The sequence below is a fragment of the Nostoc sp. genome (genome assembly GCF_036916735.1).
Classification (GTDB): Bacteria; Cyanobacteriota; Cyanobacteriia; order Cyanobacteriales; family Nostocaceae; genus Nostoc.
The window spans coordinates 1-23,479 of the sequence record NZ_JBALFV010000095.1 but is presented as its reverse complement, the minus strand read 5'-3'; the positions used below and the strand labels follow the sequence as shown (position 1 = coordinate 23,479).

14 protein-coding genes and 1 pseudogene are annotated in these 23,479 nt (G+C 40.4%); 9 read left to right on the top strand and 6 right to left on the bottom strand.

The genetic code is table 11. The features are described from left to right. The first annotated feature begins 155 nt into the window (after positions 1 to 155). Positions 156 to 4,019: a GAF domain-containing protein gene (locus V7L20_RS21570; RefSeq protein WP_334746056.1), complete on the top strand. Its 3,864-nt coding sequence runs from the start codon at positions 156 to 158 to the stop codon at positions 4,017 to 4,019. A 244-nt stretch (positions 4,020 to 4,263) separates the two neighbouring features. Here V7L20_RS21570 and V7L20_RS21565 read toward each other — a convergent pair whose 3' ends face one another. Next, on the bottom strand, positions 4,264 to 4,725 hold the full coding sequence (locus V7L20_RS21565; protein WP_334746055.1) for a hypothetical protein: 462 nt from the start codon (positions 4,723 to 4,725) through the stop codon (positions 4,264 to 4,266). A 264-nt stretch (positions 4,726 to 4,989) separates the two neighbouring features. Here V7L20_RS21565 and V7L20_RS21560 point away from each other — a divergent pair. Beyond that, positions 4,990 to 5,254, top strand: a pseudogene (locus V7L20_RS21560) (IS701 family transposase); the annotation flags it as partial. 48 nt (positions 5,255 to 5,302) lie between these two features. On the opposite strand, the gene V7L20_RS21555 reads toward V7L20_RS21560, so the two are convergent. Continuing rightward, positions 5,303 to 6,085: an ABC transporter permease gene (locus tag V7L20_RS21555; RefSeq protein ID WP_334746054.1), complete on the bottom strand. Its 783-nt coding sequence runs from the start codon at positions 6,083 to 6,085 to the stop codon at positions 5,303 to 5,305. Between the two features lie 149 nt (positions 6,086 to 6,234). Between V7L20_RS21555 and V7L20_RS21550 the strand changes: the two genes are divergently transcribed. Further along, positions 6,235 to 6,840, top strand: a complete 606-nt coding sequence (locus tag V7L20_RS21550) for a DedA family protein (protein ID WP_334746053.1) — start codon at positions 6,235 to 6,237, stop codon at positions 6,838 to 6,840. Positions 6,841 to 7,057: 217 nt separating this feature from the next. Here the strand turns inward: V7L20_RS21550 and V7L20_RS21545 are convergent, their stop codons facing one another. Next, a complete protein-coding gene (locus V7L20_RS21545; RefSeq protein WP_334746052.1) occupies positions 7,058 to 7,612 on the bottom strand; it encodes a hypothetical protein in 555 nt (184 codons plus the stop codon). Between the two features lie 131 nt (positions 7,613 to 7,743). Between V7L20_RS21545 and V7L20_RS21540 the strand changes: the two genes are divergently transcribed. Beyond that, positions 7,744 to 8,334, top strand: a complete 591-nt coding sequence (locus V7L20_RS21540; protein ID WP_334746051.1) for a thioredoxin family protein — start codon at positions 7,744 to 7,746, stop codon at positions 8,332 to 8,334. 74 nt (positions 8,335 to 8,408) lie between these two features. On the opposite strand, the gene V7L20_RS21535 is transcribed toward V7L20_RS21540, so the two are convergent. Beyond that, complete coding sequence (locus tag V7L20_RS21535) at positions 8,409 to 9,620, bottom strand: sensor domain-containing diguanylate cyclase (RefSeq protein ID WP_334746050.1); 1,212 nt, start codon at positions 9,618 to 9,620, stop codon at positions 8,409 to 8,411. A gap of 658 nt (positions 9,621 to 10,278) precedes the next feature. Between V7L20_RS21535 and V7L20_RS21530 the strand changes: the two genes are divergently transcribed. Beyond that, positions 10,279 to 12,825: a cyclic nucleotide-binding domain-containing protein gene (locus V7L20_RS21530; protein ID WP_334746049.1), complete on the top strand. Its 2,547-nt coding sequence runs from the start codon at positions 10,279 to 10,281 to the stop codon at positions 12,823 to 12,825. A gap of 421 nt (positions 12,826 to 13,246) precedes the next feature. Then, the gene (locus tag V7L20_RS21525; protein WP_334746048.1) at positions 13,247 to 13,501 is read left to right on the top strand and encodes a DUF7219 family protein; all 255 of its coding nucleotides are present in this window, start codon (positions 13,247 to 13,249) and stop codon (positions 13,499 to 13,501) included. A 189-nt stretch (positions 13,502 to 13,690) separates the two neighbouring features. On the opposite strand, the gene V7L20_RS21520 is transcribed toward V7L20_RS21525, so the two are convergent. Further along, the gene (locus V7L20_RS21520; RefSeq protein ID WP_334746047.1) at positions 13,691 to 14,353 is read right to left on the bottom strand and encodes a Coq4 family protein; all 663 of its coding nucleotides are present in this window, start codon (positions 14,351 to 14,353) and stop codon (positions 13,691 to 13,693) included. Between the two features lie 365 nt (positions 14,354 to 14,718). Here V7L20_RS21520 and V7L20_RS21515 point away from each other — a divergent pair, with 365 nt between their 5' ends. Further along, positions 14,719 to 20,178, top strand: a complete 5,460-nt coding sequence (locus V7L20_RS21515; protein ID WP_334746046.1) for a trifunctional serine/threonine-protein kinase/ATP-binding protein/sensor histidine kinase — start codon at positions 14,719 to 14,721, stop codon at positions 20,176 to 20,178. Between the two features lie 163 nt (positions 20,179 to 20,341). On the opposite strand, the gene hisC is transcribed toward V7L20_RS21515, so the two are convergent. Further along, complete coding sequence (hisC, locus tag V7L20_RS21510) at positions 20,342 to 21,442, bottom strand: histidinol-phosphate transaminase (protein ID WP_334746045.1); 1,101 nt, start codon at positions 21,440 to 21,442, stop codon at positions 20,342 to 20,344. A 160-nt stretch (positions 21,443 to 21,602) separates the two neighbouring features. On the opposite strand from hisC, the gene V7L20_RS21505 reads away from it, so the two are divergent. Beyond that, a complete protein-coding gene (locus tag V7L20_RS21505; protein ID WP_334746044.1) occupies positions 21,603 to 22,223 on the top strand; it encodes an rRNA large subunit pseudouridine synthase E in 621 nt (206 codons plus the stop codon). Between the two features lie 88 nt (positions 22,224 to 22,311). Then, the gene (locus tag V7L20_RS21500; protein ID WP_334746043.1) at positions 22,312 to 23,343 is read left to right on the top strand and encodes a VOC family protein; all 1,032 of its coding nucleotides are present in this window, start codon (positions 22,312 to 22,314) and stop codon (positions 23,341 to 23,343) included. Positions 23,344 to 23,479: the final 136 nt, after the last annotated feature.

Sequence of the window (23,479 nt, the reverse complement as noted above, 5' to 3'; positions counted from 1 at the left end):
AATACTTAGGTGAATTTTTATAAAAAGTGAATAAATATTTTTATTAATGATTTGCCCGTAGTTTTACGGAAGACAAAATGATAAAAAAAAATCAAAATGGCTTTAGATTTAATTATGCCAAGTTTGCAAATTATTAATTAATTTTGCTATAAATAATGACATCCAACCCTGAACAAGATTTGCTCTTATGTCGCCATGAAGAAAGTTTACTACGCCGCATTACAAACCGTATCCGGCGAAGCTTAGAGTTTGAAGAAATTATCACAGTGACAACGGCAGAAGTGCGATCGCTACTCAAAACTGACCGAGTGATGATTTACAAATTTCATGCCGATGGCAGTGGTCAGGTCATTGCTGAGTCAATTTACGAAAATCACTTACCGTCGTTACTGGGGCTGAATTTTCCTGCTGATGATATTCCATCCACTGCCCGTGAACTATTTATAAAATCACGAGTGCGTTCTGTTGTTAATGTTGATACTAAAGAGATTGGTCAAAGTCACTTACATGATTTGGAAAATGGAGAAACTATATCAGAAGATATCCGTTACCGCCCTATAGATCCATGCCATGTTGAATACTTGAGTGCGATGGGCGTTAAATCTTCTGTAGTAGCGCCCATTATTTATCAAGATCAACTCTGGGGGTTGCTGGTATCTCATAATTCTCAAGCGCGTTTGATTTCAGAATATGAACTAGAAGCAATACAGATGGTAGTCGATCAGCTATCAGTAGCGATCGCTCAAAGTACCCTGCTCAATCAAGTCCGCAAAACAGCCGAACGGGAAGCGATTATTAATCGCATTTCTACCCTACTGCATTCACTACCCACGATTGTATTACAACCAGCTCTAGAAGCAGCTGTTGCTGCCTTTAATGGTGTTGGTGGCAGGCTTTGCATTAGAAATGCAGCTTTTGATTCTCACAATGGCAGCCTGACCAGCTTAACAGAATGTTTAATACCAGGAAATACTTGTGCCAAGCTTTATATTTGTGGACAGCAACCTGTGATGCCAGAACTAACTATATATCCATTGATAGAGCAGTATAGCGTCTGGCAGGAACACTACAAGTCCGGTAAATATGATGTTTGGGCGATTTTAGATATATATCAAACTTCTAGCTTGCGAGGTTTGCAAGTTGCTTTTCAACCAACTAAAATTCGCAGCATGTTGATGATCCCACTCCAGTATCGTCAGCAATTGCTAGGCTACTTAAGTATTTTCCGCAAGGAAATAGATACAGAAACTCTATGGGCGGGGCAGTATGACAGCGATCAAAGGCAACTTTACCCTCGACAATCCTTTGAGGTTTGGCGGGAATCTAAAAAAGCGCAAGCTCAAAAATGGACAATCGAAGAAATTGAACTGGCTAGAGACATTGGTAAACACTTTGCTTCAGCAATTCAGCAGTATGAACTATATCAACAGGTTCAAACCTTCAATGAAAATTTAGAAAAACAAGTTAAAAGGCGTACACTTGAACTGCAACGGACAGCTGAACAACAACAGGCTGTGTTTAAAGTTATTACCGAAATTCGTGAGTCTCTTGACACCAATACTATTTTTCAAACAACCACTAAAGAGGTTTGTCAATTAATCAAAGCTGATCGTGTTTCTGTTTATCGTTTTGATTCTGATTGGGGTGGGAAATTTGTCGGCGATTTTGAGGCTGCTAGTCCATATTGGGTAAATCAATCAGAACTAGGTATTAATACCATTTGGAATGACACTTACTTACAAGACACACAGGGAGGGCGCTACCGTAATAATGAAACATTTGCCGTGGATGACATCTACAAGATGGGGTTTGCTCAGTGTCATATCGACAATCTAGAGCAGTTTCAAATTCACGCTTTTGTGCTTGCTCCGATCTTTGTTGGGCAACAACTTTGGGGTTTGCTGGCAACTTATCAACATACTGGGTCCCGCCAATGGAAAAAATACGAAATTAACTTTCTCAGTCAGATTGCTGGTCAAATGGGAGTTGCACTTCAGCAAGCAGAATTACTCACGCAAACAAAACAGCAGACATTAAGTTTGCGACAAGCGGCAGAACAACAACATATATTGTTTAAAGTTGTTGCCAAAATTCGGGAATCTCTTAATCTAAATACAGTTTTTGCCGCAACTGTGTGTGAAGTCCGTCGCTCTTTGAATGCTGACAGAGTAGTAGTATACCGCTTTGACCCGAATTCTGAACTCGATGAAGGCGAAATTGTTTCAGAGGATCTTTTGCCAGAGTTTACTTCTGCTTTAACATTAAAAATTCAAGACAACTGCTTTAAGAAGAAGTATAATGCCCTCTATCGTCAGGGACGCGTCCACGCGATCGCTGATATCCACAACTCTGGACTGAATGTTTGTTATGTGCAAATGCTGGATCAACTCCAAGTTAAAGCTAATTTAGTTTTGCCACTGGCTAAAAGTAATCAACTGTGGGGTTTATTGTGTATTCATCAGTGCTACCAACCGCGTGAATGGCAATCTTCAGAAATCCAGTTCGCTACTCAAGTTGCTGCACAGCTTTCTGTAGCACTGGAACAAGCTGATTTACTTGAACAAACCAAGCATCAGGCTGTTGATTTGCGACAAGCGGCAGAACAACAACGGGTATTGTTTGAAGTTGTTGCAAAAATCCGGGAATCTCTTGACTTAGATATGATTTTTCAGACTACCACTCAAGAAATTTGCAAATCACTGCAAGCAGATCGTGTGGCTGTCTATCGCTTTCATCCAGATTGGAGTGGTGAATATATTGCCGAATTTGTGGGTGATGGTTGGGTAAAACTTGTAGGTTCTGATATCAAGACAGTTTGGGAAGATAGCTATTTACAGGAAACCCAAGGTGGACGATATCGCAATAATGAAAGCTATATAGTTGATGATATCTATCAGTCTGGTCATTCGGAGTGTCACATTACAGCTCTGGAGCAATTACAAGTAAGGGCCTATGCGATCGCACCTATATTTATCGGGCAACAGCTATGGGGCTTATTAGCAGCTTATCAGAACTCTGCACCCCGCCATTGGGAAGCTTCGGAAATTAAGTTTATCACTCAAATTGCTAATCAGCTTGGGGTTGCACTTCAACAAGCGCAATTGCATAATCAAACCAAAGAGCAGACCCAAAAGCTGACTCAAGCTCTGCATGATTTAAAGCAAACTCAAACCCAACTGATCCAAACTGAGAAAATGTCCTCATTAGGTCAATTGGTAGCTGGTATTGCTCACGAAATTAATAACCCGGTAAACTTCATTTATGGCAACATCAATCATGTCAACGATTACGCCGAAGATTTATTAAGTATACTAGACCTCTATTTGCAAAGTACCCCTAATCCCAGTCCTGAGATTCGCGATCGCACCTTCGAGATAGACTTAGAATTTGTAATCGAAGATTTGCCCAAAACCCTATCTTCCATGAAAATTGGAATCGAGCGCATCCGGCAAATTGTCTTGAGTTTACGGAATTTCTCTCGCCTGGACCAGGCAGAAATGAAGCCAGTTAATATTCATGAGGGCATTGATAGCACTTTGCTAATTTTGCAGCATCGCTTAAAAGCAAAACCAGAAAGTCCGGCAATTAAATTAGTCAAACAATACAGAGACCTTCCCTTGGTAGAGTGCTATGCTGGACCACTGAATCAGGTATTTATGAATGTTGTAAGCAATGCGATCGATGCTTTAGAAGATTACAGGGAATCTCAATCAAATCCTGATACCAGTCAAATTACCATTTGTACTGCTCTTGGAGAGCTTGAAGGCAATGTTAAGAGCGTAGTAATTCGTATTGCAGACAATGGCCCAGGAATACCAGAAGCCCTAAAAGCAAGAATCTGCGACCCATTTTTCACTACTAAGCCAGTGGGAAAAGGCACTGGCTTAGGGTTGTCAATAAGTTATCAGATTGTCGTAGATAAACACGGTGGTGTGTTTAAATGTGATTCTCAGCCGGGGTTAGGTACAGAATTTTGGATTGAAATTCCGATTAAACAAATCACTAAATTGCACCATTAAGTCCTGTAGGTTGATTTGATCACAAGCAGGGGGCATACTTCGACTCCTTTCGACTCCCTTCCCTACGGGACGCTACGCGAACGGCGCCGCTCAGGGCAAGACGCTCAGGGCAAGTCGCTCAGTAACCGGAGGGGACAGGGGAGAAAAACCATCCACAAGAGTTGTTGCTCTTAACCAAGGGTAAATGGGATGTACAACAAACATCCTTACAATCGGTTCATTTCTAGAAACGTAACCAATTAAATTAACCGTTGGCGAATAAAATAGGAGAATCAAGAATCTTCAACTGGATCAATAGCATAATCAACAGTGTATAAGCCGTTGAAGAAATTAGACCCGTGACTAATTCTTTTTTCAGGTTATGCTCTTGAGGTTCTTTTTGAAAAATGTCTTTAGAACCGAATTGCATCAAGAGAATTCCCATAATATTAGAGAGCCAGTATCCTATAATTGAACAAGGTAAAAGTAATTTTGGGGAAAGTAAACTACATGCATACCCAAAACCATAAGCTATTGGCAAATTAAATAGTAGGTCATTCCACCAACATAGTGGTGACAATAAATATCCTAGTACTAAAAAGAATCCACCTCTGAGTTTTTTGAAAATGTCTTTTTTTAACTCTTTTGGAGTAAACTTTTTTAAACCCTCCAGAGTTGTGTCTCCTGCTACATTAAACTCTTGACTAACGTTTTGGACGCTTTCCATAAAAACCCACAATTTCTATCGGTTTAGTGTAGTTTAATATAGAAACTAAACCAAAGTCTAGTATCGCAAGGTGGAAGTCACGCATTGACGCATTCACGCATTTAAAATGAATACAGCCTAAGAGTTTCGTTGATGTGGAATGGGTAGTTTATTTACGCCGTGCTGTACTAGTACAGTAGAAATCATATTTCGGCTTTTTGATGCTGAAAGTTTTACCACTGCCTAGTTTCAGCAAAATAGAAGTTTAACTTAGATGCAACTTAGCTAGATGCCGGATATGGTAACAATACATCCTTATTATTAGAGTTAGAGAAGCGGCAACTAAAGTATTTAGGAGGATTAGCGAAAAATCAGAAAAGAAATATTACTCTAAACGAGAATGTTTAACAAACAATAAAGCTAGATGAACTAGCACAAAGCTTATCACCAGAGGCTTTTACTGAAATTAAACTTAACGTAGCTCAACCCAAAACACTATGGGTAGTAACTACAGAAGTAGAGATATCACAAGAGGGTAAGCGAAATATGTGCGTAAGTTTTACTAACGATACAACCACAGAACATTCCCATCAACTGTCTAACTGGAAGCACTGGTATAAAACCGCAACGCAAATCGCCAAAACCAAGTGGAAGCGAAAAATAACCCTACTGCTAATATCGCCGCACCTATCAACCAGCTAACTTCACTCCGGCCCAGTAGCGCTTCGGCTGGTACAGTAGTTAAAAACGTTACTGGCATTACAAAGGTGAAGAAAAAGCGGTAAGCAGTAGGATATGCTACGATCGGATAGCGTCCAGCTTCTAACAAACCACGTAATACTTCGGTAGAGTTGTATATTTTGACGAACCAAATACTCGTCGCTCCCAGCATAAACCACAGGCTGTATAGAATCACCAAGCTGAACAATAATGGCAGCACACCAAGTAGATAGTCGTCTATCCCTACACCGAGACGTTTACCTGCGTAGCCAATTACAATACTACCAAAAATTAGATCAGGCAGTCCCCAAGGTAAAAGGGTATGGGTGGAAAGCCAAAACTGACTGCGGATAGGTTTTAATAATATAAAGTCTAAAGTGCCTTCTTGGACATGGCGGACTATGCGATTCAAGTTCGACGCCAGAAAAGTAGCAGAAAATCCTTGTAGTAAGGTAAAAATTCCTAGAACTACTAAGGCTGCTTCCCATGACCAACCACTAAAAGTATAACCAGTCCGGTAAAACAAGAATAGTCCAAAGAGGCTACCTGCGAGATTTCCTAAGCTACTCAGGGTAGCTATAAAAAAGTTAATCCGATACTCTAACTCAGCTGCGATCGCAGCACTCCAAAATAGTCTTAGTACTTTCAAATACCTTTGCATTTTGCACCAATAACATAAAATATGTCATCTAGAATTACATTTCCCAAGAATACACAATAACTTTACCTAAATTTAATATTACTTTTTATTCAGGAAAATTGCTAAACGTTAAGATGTTGTGGATATATTGTTGAAAGGTAAAAAATTTTATGCATCTGGATTTACCACAACTGATAAAATCAATCGGTTATTTTGGAGTCTGGGCGATTGTCTTTGCTGAATCTGGCTTGTTAATTGGTTTTTTCCTACCTGGGGATAGTTTACTGTTCACTGCTGGATTTGTCGCATCTCAGAATTTACTGAACATTTGGGTTCTGATTTTTGGTGCTTTTGTTTGTGCAGTCTTAGGTGACAATGTTGGTTATGTTACTGGGCATAAATTTGGCAGAAGACTATTTAATAAAGAAGATTCATGGTTGTTTCATAAAAAACATCTTGTTAAAACCCAAAACTTTTATGAACAGCACGGAAAAAAAACGATTGTTTTAGCACGTTTTTTACCTATTGTACGGACTTTCGCGCCCATTGTGGCTGGGATTGGTGCGATGCATTATCGCACATTTATGTCTTACAACTTAATCGGTGGCTTTATCTGGACATTCGGTATCACCATGTTAGGGTTTTTCTTAGGAAAATCTTTGCCAGCTGAACAGGTAGATAAGTTTTTGTTACCGATTATTGGATTAATTATAGTTGTTTCTTTAGTACCATCGGTTATTCATTTAATTCAAGAAAATAGAGCCAACAAAAGTTGAAATATTTTTTTGTATTTTGTATAAATATTAATACCAATTCTTTATGAAGATGCACAGAATATTAAATGAACCGCCAAGTACGCCTTCGCGTAGCGTCTCGTTAGAGAAGAGCGCCAAGAATAGAGAGTTACTTATTTAGTGCAGCTTCACATTAAATTGGTATTAAATACCAACCTCTATCTGTTCCTAGAAAATCTCTTTATTGAAACCTACAAAATTAGTTAATAGCAGAATTAGCCATTTTTACCAAAGAAGTGCGATCGCCTGCTTTCAACCCAACAACATATTGCACACCCTGCTGTCTCCAAGTCAAGGTAGCATCTGAGCAATTAGCACCACAAGTAGAATCCACAAAATAGCCAGTGATGCCCTTAGCTAGGGATACAGGTTTACCAGTCAGGCGGCGTGTTTTGCGGGTTACAGCTTCACCATAAACAATGCCCAAACGACAGGCAGTTCCACCAGTACAATCGGGACTGAAACCGAGTAAAATTTCGTACTTTTTTTGCGTAGCAGCTTCTATAATCGCGTAAATTGGATTTTCCCTGTCTGACTCAGGAATAAACTTCGGCAATAAAATACGAATCTGAGTCTTCTGCTTTAACTTGGGCAAAATAGATTTAAAAACTGGGTGTGACGGGGTTTTACTTTGCTGTGCTATCAATTGAGACTGTTTATTTACAGTGGCTATGGCTGACGTGTGAAAGCTGCTAACACTGACTAATACAAATATGGTACATATAGCACTGGTATTTCTGAAGCTTAAAATCATCTTTGAAAACCTATTTCATCTCAAGTACTTATTTGTAATACCCATTTTGAAGATTAAATTACCTCTTTAAGAGCTACTGGAGTCAGCTAAACTAAAGAAGAAATTGCTTAATAAGTTTTAATAATTTTGTTATGAGTACTAATTCACCTGTTAATTCTCCCGATAAGTCTGAATCTAACTTAGGCAAGCGTTTGAGAAACTTTTTAATTGTAATGGTAGCGATCGCTCTTAGCGTTGCCCTCGTCTTAGGATTGCGAACTGAAACAACCTCGGCAACTCTAGCCAAGTTAGGTGATACGTCCACACCGCTAGAAGTAGCTGTCAGCAATGGCAAACCATCTTTAGTAGAGTTTTATGCTGATTGGTGTACTGTCTGTCAGAAAATGGCACCAGATATCAGTCAACTGGAAACAGAGTATGCTGACAAGATGAATTTTGTGATGCTGAATGTGGATAATACCAAGTGGCTACCAGAAATGCTGAAATATCGGGTAGATGGGATTCCCCATTTTGTATTTTTGAGTCAGCAAGGGGAAACTATAGCCCAAGCGATCGGCGATCAACCCCGGACGATTATGGCTAGCAACTTAGAAGCTTTGGTTACTGGTTCGTCTCTCCCTTATGCTCAAGCTAGCGGAAAAGTTTCCAAATTCTCAACGCCAGCAGCACCAACGGCTAATCAAGATGATCCTCGCAGTCATGGTAGCCAAGTGGTAAATTAGCACTTTGGAGGCATGGGGTAAGAGAACGTCAACTACCTAATCCCCACAGAGGACACCGAGTTTTGCCCTTCTCTTCAGGCAATAGATCGTTGCTTGAGACGCTTATGAGTGTACATTAATTTGTCAGACTTGGCGATTAATTGTTTTAGTGACATATTGCTTTCTGGTGAGTAACGCTCTATGCCGATACTCATGGAAAGTTCATAGTTACGCTTTTGCTGTTGATTAAAGTTGGCAATATTTGCTTGCAAAGATGTCTGGATACTGTCAGCGTCCTTAAAGTAGCTGGAGATGAAAACAACAAACTCATCTCCACCCAAGCGGGCAACAATATCCGAGTTCCGAAAACTTTGCTTGAGTAATCGACCAGCATCAACAATTAAGGCATCTCCTATGTCGTGGCCAAGGGTGTCGTTAATCTGTTTTAGCCCATCTAAATCAATGAAAATAACCCAGCACAACATTTTCGTCCGGTGAGCAATTTTTAACTGTTGTTCAGCCATCAGAAAGAAGCCACGTCGGTTATGCAAACCTGTTAGTTCATCAGTTAACGATAACTGCCTTCCTTCAATCTCTGCTTGTTTGCGGTTGCGAACTTCTTGAACAAGTTCCATCTGAGCGATCGCCTGACGACTTAGACGGCGCAGTGCATCTAACTGCTGGTAACTTAGGTGATGAGGAACGGTATGCATAACACACAATGTCCCGATTGGTAGACCATCGGGCGTAATCAGAGGAGCACCAGCATAAAAACGAATTTTGGGATTACCTTTGACTAGAGGATTGTTAGTAAAGCGATCATCCTTGATGGCGTTGGGAACCACTAATATCTCATCTGGTTTAAGAATGGCATGGGAGCAAAAAGCCCACTCTCTAGGTGTTTCCCTAGCTTTGAGTCCAACCTTAGATTTAAGCCATTGGCGATCACTATCCACTAAGCTAATTAAAGCTATTGGAGTCTTACAAATGTAGGCAGCAAGAGCAGTTAGATCATCAAATGCTTCTTCAGGTAAGGTATCCAAAATATTGTAGTCCGCCAAGACTTTGAGCCTTTGTGCTTCATTGTCAGGTAGAGGAACAGCTTGTGTTTTCACAGATGAGTGTTTAAACCTTAGCCACGAAAATCTGGTAAGCTGGAAATTTTGCAACAACCACAGTATTACCTTTCCACCATCAAAGCTGCGTGATAGAAACATCCCTCCAACGAAAATCAACATTCGGTTGAATATACAGAAATATTGTATTACATGATGTTCTTCATGCCTTTGGTTTATTCTATTGTTCATGTCACCCTAGCTTTTACTTTGCAAATTCCCTGAGATATTTAGATGCTTACAAGGTTTTGTGCCCAAAGCAAAGTTGAAAACGATCAATATAAACTAAAAATTATCAAAACTTATTATACTGTCAACGTTTTTAGTCAGATTTTAATTTTTGATACTGAAAATTTATGTATATACACTTAAATTTATAGGAACGGCTTCCGACCCTCGAAACTTTTCCTTCCACCAATCAATAGTTAACCAACCAGACTCAAGTGATAAAAGAGGGTTAATAATGCACAACAACTGAACACAGATATTTTGACCAAAAAGAAAAAGATACAGAGCAAGTAAATTTATTTATAGAAAATAAAAAATATGTATGTAGTGAGACGTAGTGCAATAAATACTATGTCAGTGGACTTGAGCAAGTGCATTTATGCGTGGGGAAAGAAATTGCTCTCTTCTCTACGAGACGCTTTGCAAACGTAGCAGGGCATAGCTCATTGCGTTAGCGGTAGCGGTCGTACAGCGTCTCGTAGAGAGGAACGAGCGTCATTGCGTAAAGCCTGCGGCATAGCTGCGCTTAAAGCGAAGCGGGGCGTAGCAAGAGTGCGAATTGGTTTGACATACCCTTTCAGGGATAATCTTCTTATACAGCAGCCTACACGGAGAAATTAATATGACATCTCCAGAAACGGTTACATGGTTACAAGAACGGACGAGTTTAGGAATTCTCTCATCTGAGGTGTTAAATGCGATCGCTCAAGTAATTGAAGAACAAGTAGTAAGTGCCGAAACTGACTTAGTTAGCGAAGGCACTCCTCCAGAAGCCCTTTATATTCTTGTAGAAGGTCAACTTGAAAGCAATAGCACCAATCAAACCAACCCAGCCTTAGCTTGTGGATTCCTCCCTGGTGCAGTGATTGAACTCAAAGAATTGGTGTTGGATGAATTAACTCCATTCACAATTACTACAGTGACAGATTGTCACTTGTGGGTTGTACCTGGTGATAAATTCCGTGAATTAGCCACCCAATATCCCGAAATTGCTCAGGCTTTTTCGCGTCAATTGGCTCAAGAATTAGCTCAGGCTACATCTGCACTTGAGTATGAACAAGAACGTTCCGTAGCTTTGCGACCATATTTAGTCACCAAAGCGCAACGCGGAATTGTCGGTACAAGTCGCTATGCTGTAAAGTTGCGCGAACAAATTCGTTTATCGGCGGCTGACCGCAAATCTGTGGATATTTTTGGAGAACCAGGGTTAGAAAAAGACAATATAGCAGCCCTGATCCACTTTGGTTCTCCAAAACGACGAGAACCAATTATTAAACTAAATTGCGGGATTCTGCAAACTAGCGGTGCAGATTTATTTGGTCGCGCTGGCGGTAAACCAGGATTGTTGGAATGGTTGGGAGAAGGTACTTTAGTTCTCAACAACATCCAAGAATTGCCCGAAGAATTATTACCTCCGGTAACGCAGTTGCTCAAAACTGGCACATATACCCCTGTCAGTCGTTCGGAAGAAGCAGCACCTGAACCTCGTCCCAGTAAAGCCAGAATTCTGATTGTTTCCGAAAAAAGTCAACCGACAATTGAACGTTCTGTTGGTCACATTATTAAAGTACCACCGCTACGGGTGCGGAAAGCCGATATTCAAGCACAGGTTGAATATTATATTAGCCTCTACACTCGAGCTAGAGGCGTTCCGAAACCGCACATTACCCCAGAAGCTTTGCGTCGCCTCCAGTCTTATGATTTTCCTGGTAATCTCAAGGAATTAAAAAATCTGGTAGAAAGAGCGATCGTGCAAGCGGAGGGTGCTAATGAATTAACAGAAGAAATTTTCTGGCCCGCTGAAACGAAGAAAAAACGATTTCGGGTAAATCTGTTAAACGCCTATCCTAATTTGCGGCGATTTTTGCGTAGTCCCTGGTGGCCTGATCGCATTAACTATGGTTTTACTGCAACAGCTTTTGCAATTATAGTTGCAGTGTTATTTATTGGGCCACAAACCCGCGATCGCAATTTTGTATTAAATCTATTTTGGGCTTGGTGGTGGCCTTTCTTCCTCTTTCTCTTTCCCTTTTTGGGGCGTATCTGGTGTTCTGTTTGTCCCTTTATGATTTACGGGGAAATAACTCAAAAGTTATCTCTGTGGCTGTGGCCTCGAAAACTCAAACGCTGGCCCAGAGAGGAAGCTGAGAAATGGGGCGGATGGTTCATATTTGGTTTGTTCACCCTAATTTTCTTATGGGAAGAACTCTGGCATTTAGAAAATACTGCCTACCTTAGCGCTTGTTTGCTGCTATTAATTACGGCTGGGGCAATGATTTTCTCTGCCCTTTTTGAGCGGCGATTTTGGTGTCGTTATCTCTGTCCCATCGGCGGGATGAATGGTTTATTTGCCAAACTCTCAATGACGGAACTCCGGGCACAGCAAGGTATTTGTTCTGCCAGTTGCACCACATATCAGTGCTATAAAGGAGGCCCGCAAAAAGGCGAAGGCATGGAAACTAATGGATGTCCTTTATACTCCCACCCAGCCCAGTTAGAAGATAACAGAGATTGCGTACTATGCATGACTTGCCTAAAAGCCTGTCCCCATCGTTCCGTTGAGTTCAACTTGCGTCCCCCTGGAGTTGAACTGTGGACAACTCATGTACCCCGCACCTATGAAGTAGCATTATTGTTGTTGTTATTGGGTGGGATATATCTGCATCGGTTGCCAGAATTGCAATCTTGGTTGGGATTACAACTGGATTTAACTCAGTTTTGGCAGCACTTGGGATTATCGCTGCTAGTGTTAATTATCCCAGCGATTTTTACCTTTGCGGCTTATGGCTTGCTGCAAGTGTTCAACAACCGTAAGTCTCGATCATTTGTAGAACTTGCTTATGGCTACCTACCATTAGTGTTAGGGGGAAACTTGGCTCACTATTTGCGTTTAGGCTTAAGCGAAGGCGGACGGATTTTACCCGTGACCTTTGCTACTCTTGGTTTGAGTGGTGAACAATTACCAATCTTGGTTGCTCATCCGGCTGTGATTGCCTTTTTGCAAGGTACAACGATAATTTTCTCAGTGTTAATGACTATATTATTAACGCAAAAGATTGCCAAACAAAAAGTGCGTACACCGAAGGGATTAGCGAAGCTATCGCTGCTTTGGCAACACCTAGCAGCGATCGCATTAGGAGTTAGTATGTGGGCAATTATTGTATTTTGAGCTTCACATATATATAGCGATCGCTACAATACGGTTCGATTAACATCTTTATCTCTCGAAGATCCCCCCTTTTTAAGATGGTCGCTGCAGGCGGGGGATCTTTTCTAGGATTTCGCAAATCTTGGAGTCGTGATCATGTCAAGCTGTGGTTACAGGTGAATCAAAAAGCGCAGTAGTAGTCAAAGCAAAATAATAATACGCGATGACTAAGTAAGTTAGCAGGACTAAGCAAAAAAGCTTATATACTAAAATTTGTAACTTTTTTAACTGGATTGTAATTTGTATCTTCTTACAGTAGGCATATAAATATTTTTTTACTACAATATTAATTTCTTCTGGAATTTGACTTTTCTATTGTGTAATTACACGTAGAATAAATCAAGTCTAGAACTTTTAATAAAAAATTGCAGACAACAAACTAATGACACAGCCTAACTCCCAAGATAAAAATAGCTTTCTTTATCCTCGTAGCCGATATTATGGTAAATTCCAGCCAGAAACCTTAGCGTTTAATGCCAACCTCCAAGAATTTGCCCAAAAAATTAGTTACATTACTTGCCTAGAAACTGCTGGAAAGCTCTCTCCAGAAGAAGCTTACGAGCAAATTAGGGCGCTTTGGAAACAGTTGAAACATAGCAAAAAGGAACTGGCTATTAGCATAAATAAAGAAATTTAATTTAACAAGATGCGCGAACTATTGTTCACGCAACTTTTATCTGATTTTACTCCCACTAGAGCGATAAAAGGAGGTTAGCCCAACTTTTATGCTTATATCTGATTTAGATAAATTTGTATCTAAGCTTATAATTTTATTTAACAATTAAGGGGAATAGTTAAATTCACCCTTGATGTGAGATGCATTGCATTAAGTTTCACAAAGAATTATGTTAAAGGAAGCGCGGACATCCTCCAATGGCTCTGACCACAATAAATTCCATTCAATACCAAACAGAGGCAAAGCCTGTTTTCCCATTAGCCATCCCTTAGTTATTGCATCCATGTATTTTGTCGAAACCTCAATATCGTAAATAGCAGCTTTGACAAGATTTTTAGCTAATAATGCTAACCAGAAACGCGAAAAGTGTAATTGAGCAACATAAAAAGCTTCTAATTGAATTTCTCCAAGAATGTTTATATTGCATCCAGTAAGAATATGCCAAATGTCGTGTGTTTCCGTGAGATGCGCTCCCAAAAATTGGTAATCATTCTCTACTTGCCCTGAATGTAAAGGTTTCAATTTGTTTTTGAACATGTGTTCAGCATAGGCATATCCCAGTGTACTGGTAGGTAAACAATAAAGTTCTTGTAGATCGATATCACCTAATTTTGGGCGCTTTTGAAGCGCTTCCTTTCCTTGTGATGTGCTATGAAGAAGTTCTATTATTTTTTGTAAGCTATCCAAATCACCAACAGCATTTGCCAGTTTGCCAATACTTTCAAAGTCGCCATCAGGCGCTCTGACTATATTTATAATGCTCTCTAGTGCGCTATCCTGCCATGTTGGCTCAAGTTTGATTACAGAATGCATTCTTAAAAACCTCTGTCAACGCTTTGTCTTTTAGTTTGACATGTTATCAGAGTTTTGATTGATCAGAATCTGGTGTGATTGTAAAACCCTAAACAGGTTTAATTACGCCTACCTACTTAGCAGTCTTAGGTAACTAGTTGTCTTTGTAGCGTTAGCGTCAGAATGAGCATCACCCGTAAGGGTTGCTTGGAATTTAGATGGGGTTAAGAGCAAAGCCTTTTGGAGAGAAGCCTCATCTGAATTCCTACCTCCAGCAAGAACAGACTTCTTCACTTAGGATTTGAAGAGTTAATTTAACTTGAATTTCGGGAATTATTATAGTAACGACCAAAATCTATTATAAAACAACATTCCGCCAAGTAATAATGTTTAAACTAATTGCTCGCATCCCTGACTATAATATTGCAAGTTTAATTTATGAAACTACTGCCACAGTAATTTATCGAGCATACTCCAAGGCTAACGGGCACTCAGTTATTATTAAACTACTCAAAGCAGAGTATCCGACTGTTAAAGAAATTGCTCAGATTAAGCACGAATATGAAATTATCCAAAACTTGAACATTGCAGGTGTCATCAAAGCCCATGAATTAATTAATTACGACAACGGTTATAGTAATGGTCTAGCACTGGTTTTAGAAGATTTTGGTGGAGAATCTTTAAAAGCTCAGATATCTAATACAGGTTTTGAACTTAGTAAATTCCTCAATATTGTCAGTCAAATTACTGAAACTTTGGGAGAGTTACATACCCACCACATTATTCATAAGGATCTTCAACCGGAAAACATTCTTTATAACCCGAATACCGAAAAAATAAAATTGATTGACTTCAGCATCGCTTCGCTGTTGTCAAAAGAAAGCCCAGAAATCAGTAGCCTCAACCTTCTAGAAGGAACGCTGGCTTATATGTCACCAGAGCAAACCGGACGCATCAATCGAACCTTAGATTATCGTACAGATTTTTACTCATTAGGTGTCATTTTCTACGAAATGCTTACGGGTCGGCTTCCCTTCCAGAATGCTCAAGACCCAATGGAGTTGGTACATTGTCACATTGCGAAAATTCCAGTAGCTCCGCACGAGATTAATCTTAATGTACCACCGACAATATCTGCGATCGCTATGAAACTTCTGAGCAAAACTGCTGAAGACCGCTATCAAAGTGCTTACGGATTAAAGGCTGATTTAGAGCAAGCAGCAATACAACTGCAAACAAAAGGCAGCATTCACCTTTTTAATTTAGGTCAGCAAGATTTTTCGCATCAATTCCAAATAGCTCAAAAACTTTACGGTCGGGAAGTAGAAGTGGCGGCTTTAATGGCTGCCTTTGAAAAAGTTAGCCTTGGTTCTAGCGAAGTTGTATTGGTAGGAGGATATTCAGGTATCGGCAAATCCTCACTAGTTAACGAAGTTCACAAACCGATTGTCCGACAACGAGGTTACTTTATCGGTGGCAAATTTGACCAACTCAAGCGAGATATTCCTTATGCTTCTTTGATTCAAGCATTTCGAGAATTGATGCGACAACTGTTAACTGAAAGCCAAGCCAGAGTTGAGGTTTGGAAAAATAAATTACTACAAGCATTGGGAGTTAATGGTCAAGTTATTATTGATGTCATCCCAGAAGTAGAACTGATTATTGGGCAGCAAGCGCCTGTACCGGAGTTGGGCGTTGCTGAGTCTCAAAACCGTTTTAATCGGGTGTTTAAGCAATTTATCCATGCTTTTACTGCTGCTGAACATCCCTTAGTACTGTTTTTAGATGACCTCCAATGGGCAGATGCTGCCTCTGTGAAGTTGGTCGAAAATTTAATGACTGACCCAGAAAGTCGATATCTATTACTGATTGGGGCTTACCGAGATAACGAAGTTAGTCCCACCCATCCACTAATATTAATGCTAGAGGCAATTCGAGCATCTGGGGCTACCGTTGAAGAGTTGCTTTTGAAGCCATTAGCAACACTTCATATTACTCAACTGGTTGCTGATACGTTCAATTGTGAATCATCTCAGGCAGAACCTTTAGCTGATTTGCTGTTTCAAAAAACCCAAGGTAATCCCTTTTTCTTGACTCAGTTACTAAAAGTATTGCATCAAGATCATCTCTTGACATTTGATTATCGTTTGGGTTTATGGCAATGGGATCTCAAAAAAATTCAGGAACAAGCCATTACCGATAATGTAGTCGATTTGATGGTGAATAAAATTCAAAGACTGTCAGAACCAACGCAGCAAGTTTTACAATTAGCTGCTTGTGTTGGTAATCGGTTTAATTTAGAAATTTTAGCTGTAGTAAACGAAAAAACTGCATCAGCGACAGCAGTTGATTTATGGGAAGCTTTGCGGGCAGGATTAATTCTTCCTTTGAGCGATACTTACAAAATTCCTCAGTTGTTGAATCAGTCGGAATTGGCAACATACTGCAATACTGCGGTACAAGTTGACTATAAATTCTTGCACGATCGCGTTCAGCAAGCTGCCTATTCTTTAATTCCAACTGACCAGCAAAAACAGGTACATCTGAAGGTAGGAAAATTACTATTACATAATACTGAAAAAGCCCAGTTGGAAGAACATCTTTTTGATATTGTCAATCATCTAAATGCTGGCAGTTCATTGATTGTGGAACCAGCAGAAAGATATGAACTGGCAGAATTAAATCTGAAAGCAGGTCAGCGAGCAAAATCATCTTCGGCGTTTGTAACTGCACTCAAATTGCTGAAAACAGGAATGAGTTATCTACCTGAAAATAGCTGGCAAGATAATTATTTACTCACCTTAACATTATATTTGCAAGTTGGAGAAGCAAAATTTTTAAATGGTAAATATGAGAAAGCTTTGCTGATTTTTGAGCAGACTTTCAATCAGGTTCAAACTACTCTTGATATGTGTCGAGTTAATGAATATCGGATTATGTGTTATCGGATGGAGAATGATTTAACCTCTGCATATAAAATTGGGTTAAACACCTTGGAACTTTTAGGCTTGGAGTTTACAGCTTATCCCGATGATGCATATCTGTTAGAAAAACTTAATCAAACCAAAAAAGTTATTGGCGATCGCTCAACTTTTAGTCTCGCAGAACTACCAAAAATGCAAGACGAAGAGAAGTTAATGGCTCAACGCATTTTAAAAGAAGTCTGGCCTATTGCCTACTTTTTAGGATCGAAAGCGTTGCATATCACATCGATGAACATAACTCAACTTTCAGTTCAGTATGGCAACTCACCAATTTCGGTATTTGGCTATATGCTTTATGCTTTTAATCTGGTGTTTCAATATGGTGAAGTAGATTCAGGCTATCAGTTTGGTGAGCTATCTTTGCATTTGCATGAAGTTTTAAGAACGAAGGAATTAGAAGCAAATATTCTGAATATGTGGGGTGGTTTAGTTTGTCACTACAAAGACCATATTAGCGAGAGTAAACCTTATTTATTGAAGGGATTTAATAGTGGTTTAGAAACAGGTTCTTATCAATGGTCTGGTTATTGTTCAGTTAATTTTTTATGGCAATGCTTATTTGGAAATGAATCTTTAGAAAAAACCGCAGAAGTAGCCGAAGATTTTATTCCTAGCCTCCGCAAGATTGACAAAAATATGTTGAACTACCATCTGCTGGCTATGGAAGCGATCGCTAACCTGACTAAGCCAACAGAAAAGATTGACGAACTTATTGGAGCTTGGGCAGATGAACGGCAAGTGCTAGAGTTTGCGTTGGCATCTTCGGATATGTTGAGTGCATTTGTAGTTTACATCTATAAACTTGCGCTCTGTAACTGGTATGGAAAATCTACCAAAGCTGTAAAGTATGCAGAGAATGCCGAAAAATTTGTTGGGGGAGCGCGAGGGATTTTTATTAATCCTGTTTTCTATTTTCACCAAAGTATTGCCATAGCAGGGGCTTATGCAGAGGTAGATACAGAAACTCAAGTGATTTATCTAGATAAACTAAATGCCAACTTAGAAAAATTCCAGCAATGGGCAATGCACTGCTCAACCAATTATCAACACAAGTTCCTGCTGATTCAAGCTGAAATGGCTCGGATTTGTAAACAAGATTATCAGGCAATGGAACTGTATGATCTAGCGATCGCTTCTGCTGCCGAAAACGGTTATTTACAAAATGAAGCCTTGGCAAACGAACTCGCATTTCGATTTTACTTAGCCAAGGGTAGGAAGAACTTTGCCAAAATTTATTTTAAAGAAGCTCGCTATCGCTATCTAAAGTGGGAAGCTAAAGGTAAAGTCCAGCAACTGGACGAACAATATTCCCAAATTTTTAGAGATGCAGCCGAGGAGGTAACTGGACGGGGTACGGCTACAAAGCAGATTCAGGATATTTCTGAAGCTAAAACCCAAACTCTAGATATCAGCACAGCGATTAAAGCATCCCAAGCGCTCTCAAGCGAGATGGAGTTAAATCCTCTGCTGGAGAAAATGATGACGATCGCGATCGAGAATGCTGGGGCCCAAATGGGTTATCTACTTGTAAAACGGGAGAACCAGTGGGTGATTGAAGCCGAAGGAAACATTGATCGAGATCAAGTGACAGTGCGATCGTCGAGTTTGTTTCAAGTAAAGCATAAATTGCCAGTTTTGCTGATTAACTATGTTGAAAGAACAAAAGAAAATTTGGTTTTAGACGATGCTAGCCACACAGAGCGTTTTATGAGTGACAACTATATTATTGCCAATCAGCCCAAATCAATTTTGTGTCTGCCTTTCGCTCATCAGGGTAAGCTAACTGGAGTTCTTTACCTGGAAAATAACCTCACCACCGGAGTCTTTACCGCAGAGCGATTAGAGGTACTAAACTTATTGACTTCGCAAGTTTCCATCTCTATAGAAAATGCTCGGCTCTACACAAATTTGCATATATACTCCCAGGAGTTAGAGATTTCAGAAACACAAGCGCGTGAGAAAGCAAAACAGCTAGAACACACCCTTGATGAATTGAAGCTCACTCAATCCCAGATGGTGCAAAGCGAAAAAATGTCTAGCTTGGGGCAGTTGGTGGCAGGGGTTGCTCACGAAATCAATAACCCAGTCAGCTTTATCTACGGCAACCTTACTTACCTTAATAATTATGTCAAAGACTTGATGAGTGTAGTGCAACTTTATCAGCAGCAAAACCAGAATTTACCGCCTCAAGTTCAGAGTGAAATAGATGCGGTTGACTTAGATTTTTTGATGGAAGACTTACCTAAACTGTTGACTTCAATGAAAGGGGGAACCGATCGCATTCGCCAGATTGTATTATCTTTACGAAACTTTTCTCGCTTAGACGAAGCTGAAGTCAAAGCCGTTGATATCCATGAAGGCATTGATAGCACCTTGATGATTTTGCAAAATCGGCTTAAACCCGAACCAGATTCTCCGGGAATTCAAGTAATACAGAAGTACGGCAATCTGCCACCCGTAGAATGTTATCCTGGGCAACTGAATCAAGTATTTATGAATTTAATCGCTAATGCGATCGACTCTCTAGAAGAATTTAACAAACATCGGACTTATGCCGATATTGCACGTCAGCCAAGTATCATTACAATTCGTACTAGTGTTGAAGGCGATTTTGCCGTCATCCGCATTGCTGACAACGGTTCTGGTATCAGCGAAAATGTGCGGCGGCAACTCTTCACACCCTTTTTTACCACCAAACCTGTTGGTAAAGGCACTGGTTTAGGGCTATCTATTAGTTACCAGATTGTGACTAAAAAGCATCGAGGGCAGTTGGAGTGTGTATCGATTTTAGAACAAGGGGCTGAATTTACGATCTCTATCCCCCTTAAGGCAAGGCAAGGGGAGCAGGGGGCAGTTGTGTAGGTTGGGGAGCCACTGCGCCCTTGCGGTTTCCCGACTTGTTCGCTCTTAGCGTTCCCGTAGGATAACAAGTGGCGTTTGAGAAACGTAGCAAGATCCGACAGGGTAACCCAACATTTTGGGGCTTTGTTGGGTTGCGCTTTGCTTAACCCAACAAAGCCATTTTTCACTTTTTCCTCCCTTGCTCCCCCTGCGCCCCCTGCCTCCTGCCCCCAGTCTCTAACAAATAAATTAGTGCTTCTACTAAAGCCTGATTTTGTTCATCAGTACCAACAGTAATGCGTAATTTATCATCTAGTCCAGGCTGCTTGAAGTAGCGAATTAAAATTCCTTGTTCCTTCAGTTTTTGATAGAGATATTCTGCGTTTCTTTCTCTTGGCTGTACCAGTAAAAAGTTAGCTTGGGAATCCCAAATATGAAAACCTAATTGCTTTAAGTCTGTTGCCAACTGATTCCGCGATGCTTTTATCTTGGCCACACAAACATTTTTATAAGCTTGATCGGTAATAGCAGCTGTGCCAACTGCACAAGCGATCGCATCAATGTTATAGCTATCTTTCACCTTAAACAATCCCTGTAACAGCTTGGGATTTGCCACCCCAAATCCCAGCCTTAATCCAGCCAACGAGTACCCTTTAGAAAGTGTGCGAATTACAATAATGTTTTCGTAGTCCTTTACCAAAGCCAATGCATTCTCTTCGGTAAAATCTATGTATGCTTCGTCAATCACTAAAACTCCAGATAACTGGCTGGCTAATTTTCGCAGATCATTTATTGCTACCACATGCCCCGATGGACTATTAGGCGATGCAATGAATGTTACACATCCATTGGTAGCAACAAGTTCTTCCAAAGGTAAACTGTAGTTCTGGCTGTAAGGAATCTCAATAATTTCCGCAGCTTGCATTTCTGTTAACGTGCGATATAGCACATAAGTCGGCATTGGATAAACTACCTTCCTTCCAGGTTCTGCACAGGCTCGAATCACCACACTTAACAATTCGTCACTGCCATTTCCTACAATTATCCAATCGCTAGGAACACCTAAAACTTTACTTACAGCTTGCCGGAACTCCCCCCCGAAAGGTTCTGGATATCGCCGCAACCACTCGCCATCGATATTTTGCAGCACAGCTAATGCCGCAGGCGAAGGAGGATAGGGGTTCTCATTACTATTGAGTTTAATGATTTGTGTACCGCGTTGAGGCTGCTTACCAGGAATATAGCTAGCCATTGCATCAACATTAGAGCGAAAGTAGTTGGTCATAGAGCATAAGATATGGAAAAAGGACAAAGGGACAAGGTGACAAGAGGTGAGAAATTGCAACAAGTCTTTCCCCTTATCCCCAATTATCCTTGTCCCCTTGTCCTCTTCCCCATGCCCAGTGCCCAATGCCCAATCCCCAATGCCCAATGCCCAATGACAAATGACAAATCATTACCGATATATTATTTTTTACAAACCCTATGGCGTTCTCAGCCAGTTTACAAAAGATGCTCCCACACATAGTACCCTGAAAGATTATATTGATGTACCTGATGTGTATCCTGTGGGACGCTTAGATTGGGATAGTGAAGGGTTGCTGCTGTTAACAAACGATGGGCAATTGCAACATCGTCTCGCCCATCCGCATTTTGGTCATAAACGTACTTACTGGGTACAGATAGAGCGAATTCCAGATGCAGATGCGATAAAAAAGTTACAAACAGGTGTGGAAATTCAAGATTACCGCACTCAACCAGCACAAGTTAGGCTGTTACCACAAGAACCACAGCTACCTGAACGCAATCCGCCGATTAGATTTCGCAAAAATGTACCGACAGCTTGGCTAGAAATGACCTTGACAGAGGGAAAAAACCGCCAAGTACGGCGCATGACTGCGGCTGTAGGGTTTCCGACTTTGCGACTGGTTAGGGTCAGCATAGCCCACCTACAATTAGATAATTTACAATTGGGTCAATGGCGCGATCTCACGACATCTGAACTCCAATTTCTACATAATTTTAGTAAATCGAAAAGTTTTCCTCCAAAGGCGAATACTCTCTAACAGGAATCGACTTTCTGCTATGAGCCAGCGACAAGCTTTATTTATTTTGACCGAATCTAAAATCTAAAATCTAAAATCTAAAATTGCTATGACTCAAGAACAACAAACCGCAATTGCAGGTATCTATGAAGTCTGTATCGGCATTCCAGAGCCAATTTCTGCAATTCAGTATTGGGAGCAATTTGGCTATCGCATTGGTGAAATAGGTGAATTAACCGCAGATGTAGCTAATCAATTATATGGGGTGAATTCATCTTTACGCTCAATCCGCCTCTACCACCAAAATTCAGATCATGGTTTGATTCGGCTGATGGTTTGGCAAAACCCTACCCATGAAGGTTTAGGAACAGCGTCGATGAAAATTAAGGGAAATCGCTGGGCGACAAGCTTAACGGCAGATGTTTTAAGTATCTTAAATCATATAGAAAATGCTAAAACGGCAGGTTTGCCTATTAGGTACACTAATCCTTATTGGGAAATCATCTACAACAAAGAGAGGAAAAGCCGTCCTTTTTTTGAGCCAGCAGTTGGTGTGCGAGAAATGCTACTACTGCAACCCTTAGCTCGACAGGTTTTATTTCAACGGTTTGGCTATACACTACCACATTACGGACAAGTTAATGATAATGCTGCTCTTAAGACTAGTCAGTTTACCCACCTGGGAATCATAGTTCAAGATGACAGCAAAGAAACGCTGAAGTTTTATGAAGAAGTTTTGGGTTTGCTGCGTGTGCGTGATGATGTCGAGACTAGCTATGAATCTTCACCAGCAGGTAAAGATATTTTTGACCTTAATCCTGGTGAAAAGTTTATTGTCACGACTTTTGATGATCCCCGTTCTTCTAAGTCTGACCTGATGGCCGCACGCAGTGGTAGACTTTATATCATTCGATTCCCAGAAGAGATAAATTTAGAATCGCGCTTTGAGGCTGCCCAACCAGGTAGCTTGGGTATGTCTTTATATACCTATCGGGTAAAGGGAATACAGCAGTATTGTGATCGCATCAAAGCAAGTACTGTACAAAAAGTTACAGATATCATTAGTAATGAGTTTGGCGAGACGAGTTTTTCCTTCGTTGCGCCAGATGGCTACTTTTGGAATTTGCTAGAAGGTAATTAACTTTGACATCCTCACCCAATACTGCGTAGGTTTTGAAAATTTGTAGTAGCGCGGCAAGCTTAAAATATTGGGTAAAGAGGCTAGGGACGACTACCGAATGAACCCCAACAAGTACATCGTCAATCTCAGTGAAGCA

Bases quoted from the DNA above. Each gene is read 5' to 3' on its own strand.
- V7L20_RS21545 (WP_334746052.1), bottom strand. From the start codon at position 7,612: ATGATTTTAAGCTTCAGAAATACCAGTGCTATATGTACCATATTTGTA.
- V7L20_RS21555 (WP_334746054.1), bottom strand. From the start codon at position 6,085: ATGCAAAGGTATTTGAAAGTACTAAGACTATTTTGGAGTGCTGCGATC.
- V7L20_RS21570 (WP_334746056.1), top strand. From the start codon at position 156: ATGACATCCAACCCTGAACAAGATTTGCTCTTATGTCGCCATGAAGAA.
- V7L20_RS21505 (WP_334746044.1), top strand. From the start codon at position 21,603: ATGACAAATCATTACCGATATATTATTTTTTACAAACCCTATGGCGTT.
- V7L20_RS21515 (WP_334746046.1), top strand. From the start codon at position 14,719: ATGTTTAAACTAATTGCTCGCATCCCTGACTATAATATTGCAAGTTTA.
- V7L20_RS21520 (WP_334746047.1), bottom strand. From the start codon at position 14,353: ATGCATTCTGTAATCAAACTTGAGCCAACATGGCAGGATAGCGCACTA.
- V7L20_RS21500 (WP_334746043.1), top strand. From the start codon at position 22,312: ATGACTCAAGAACAACAAACCGCAATTGCAGGTATCTATGAAGTCTGT.
- V7L20_RS21565 (WP_334746055.1), bottom strand. From the start codon at position 4,725: ATGGAAAGCGTCCAAAACGTTAGTCAAGAGTTTAATGTAGCAGGAGAC.
- V7L20_RS21530 (WP_334746049.1), top strand. From the start codon at position 10,279: ATGACATCTCCAGAAACGGTTACATGGTTACAAGAACGGACGAGTTTA.
- V7L20_RS21525 (WP_334746048.1), top strand. From the start codon at position 13,247: ATGACACAGCCTAACTCCCAAGATAAAAATAGCTTTCTTTATCCTCGT.
- V7L20_RS21550 (WP_334746053.1), top strand. From the start codon at position 6,235: ATGCATCTGGATTTACCACAACTGATAAAATCAATCGGTTATTTTGGA.
- hisC (WP_334746045.1), bottom strand. From the start codon at position 21,442: ATGACCAACTACTTTCGCTCTAATGTTGATGCAATGGCTAGCTATATT.
- V7L20_RS21540 (WP_334746051.1), top strand. From the start codon at position 7,744: ATGAGTACTAATTCACCTGTTAATTCTCCCGATAAGTCTGAATCTAAC.
- V7L20_RS21535 (WP_334746050.1), bottom strand. From the start codon at position 9,620: ATGAACAATAGAATAAACCAAAGGCATGAAGAACATCATGTAATACAA.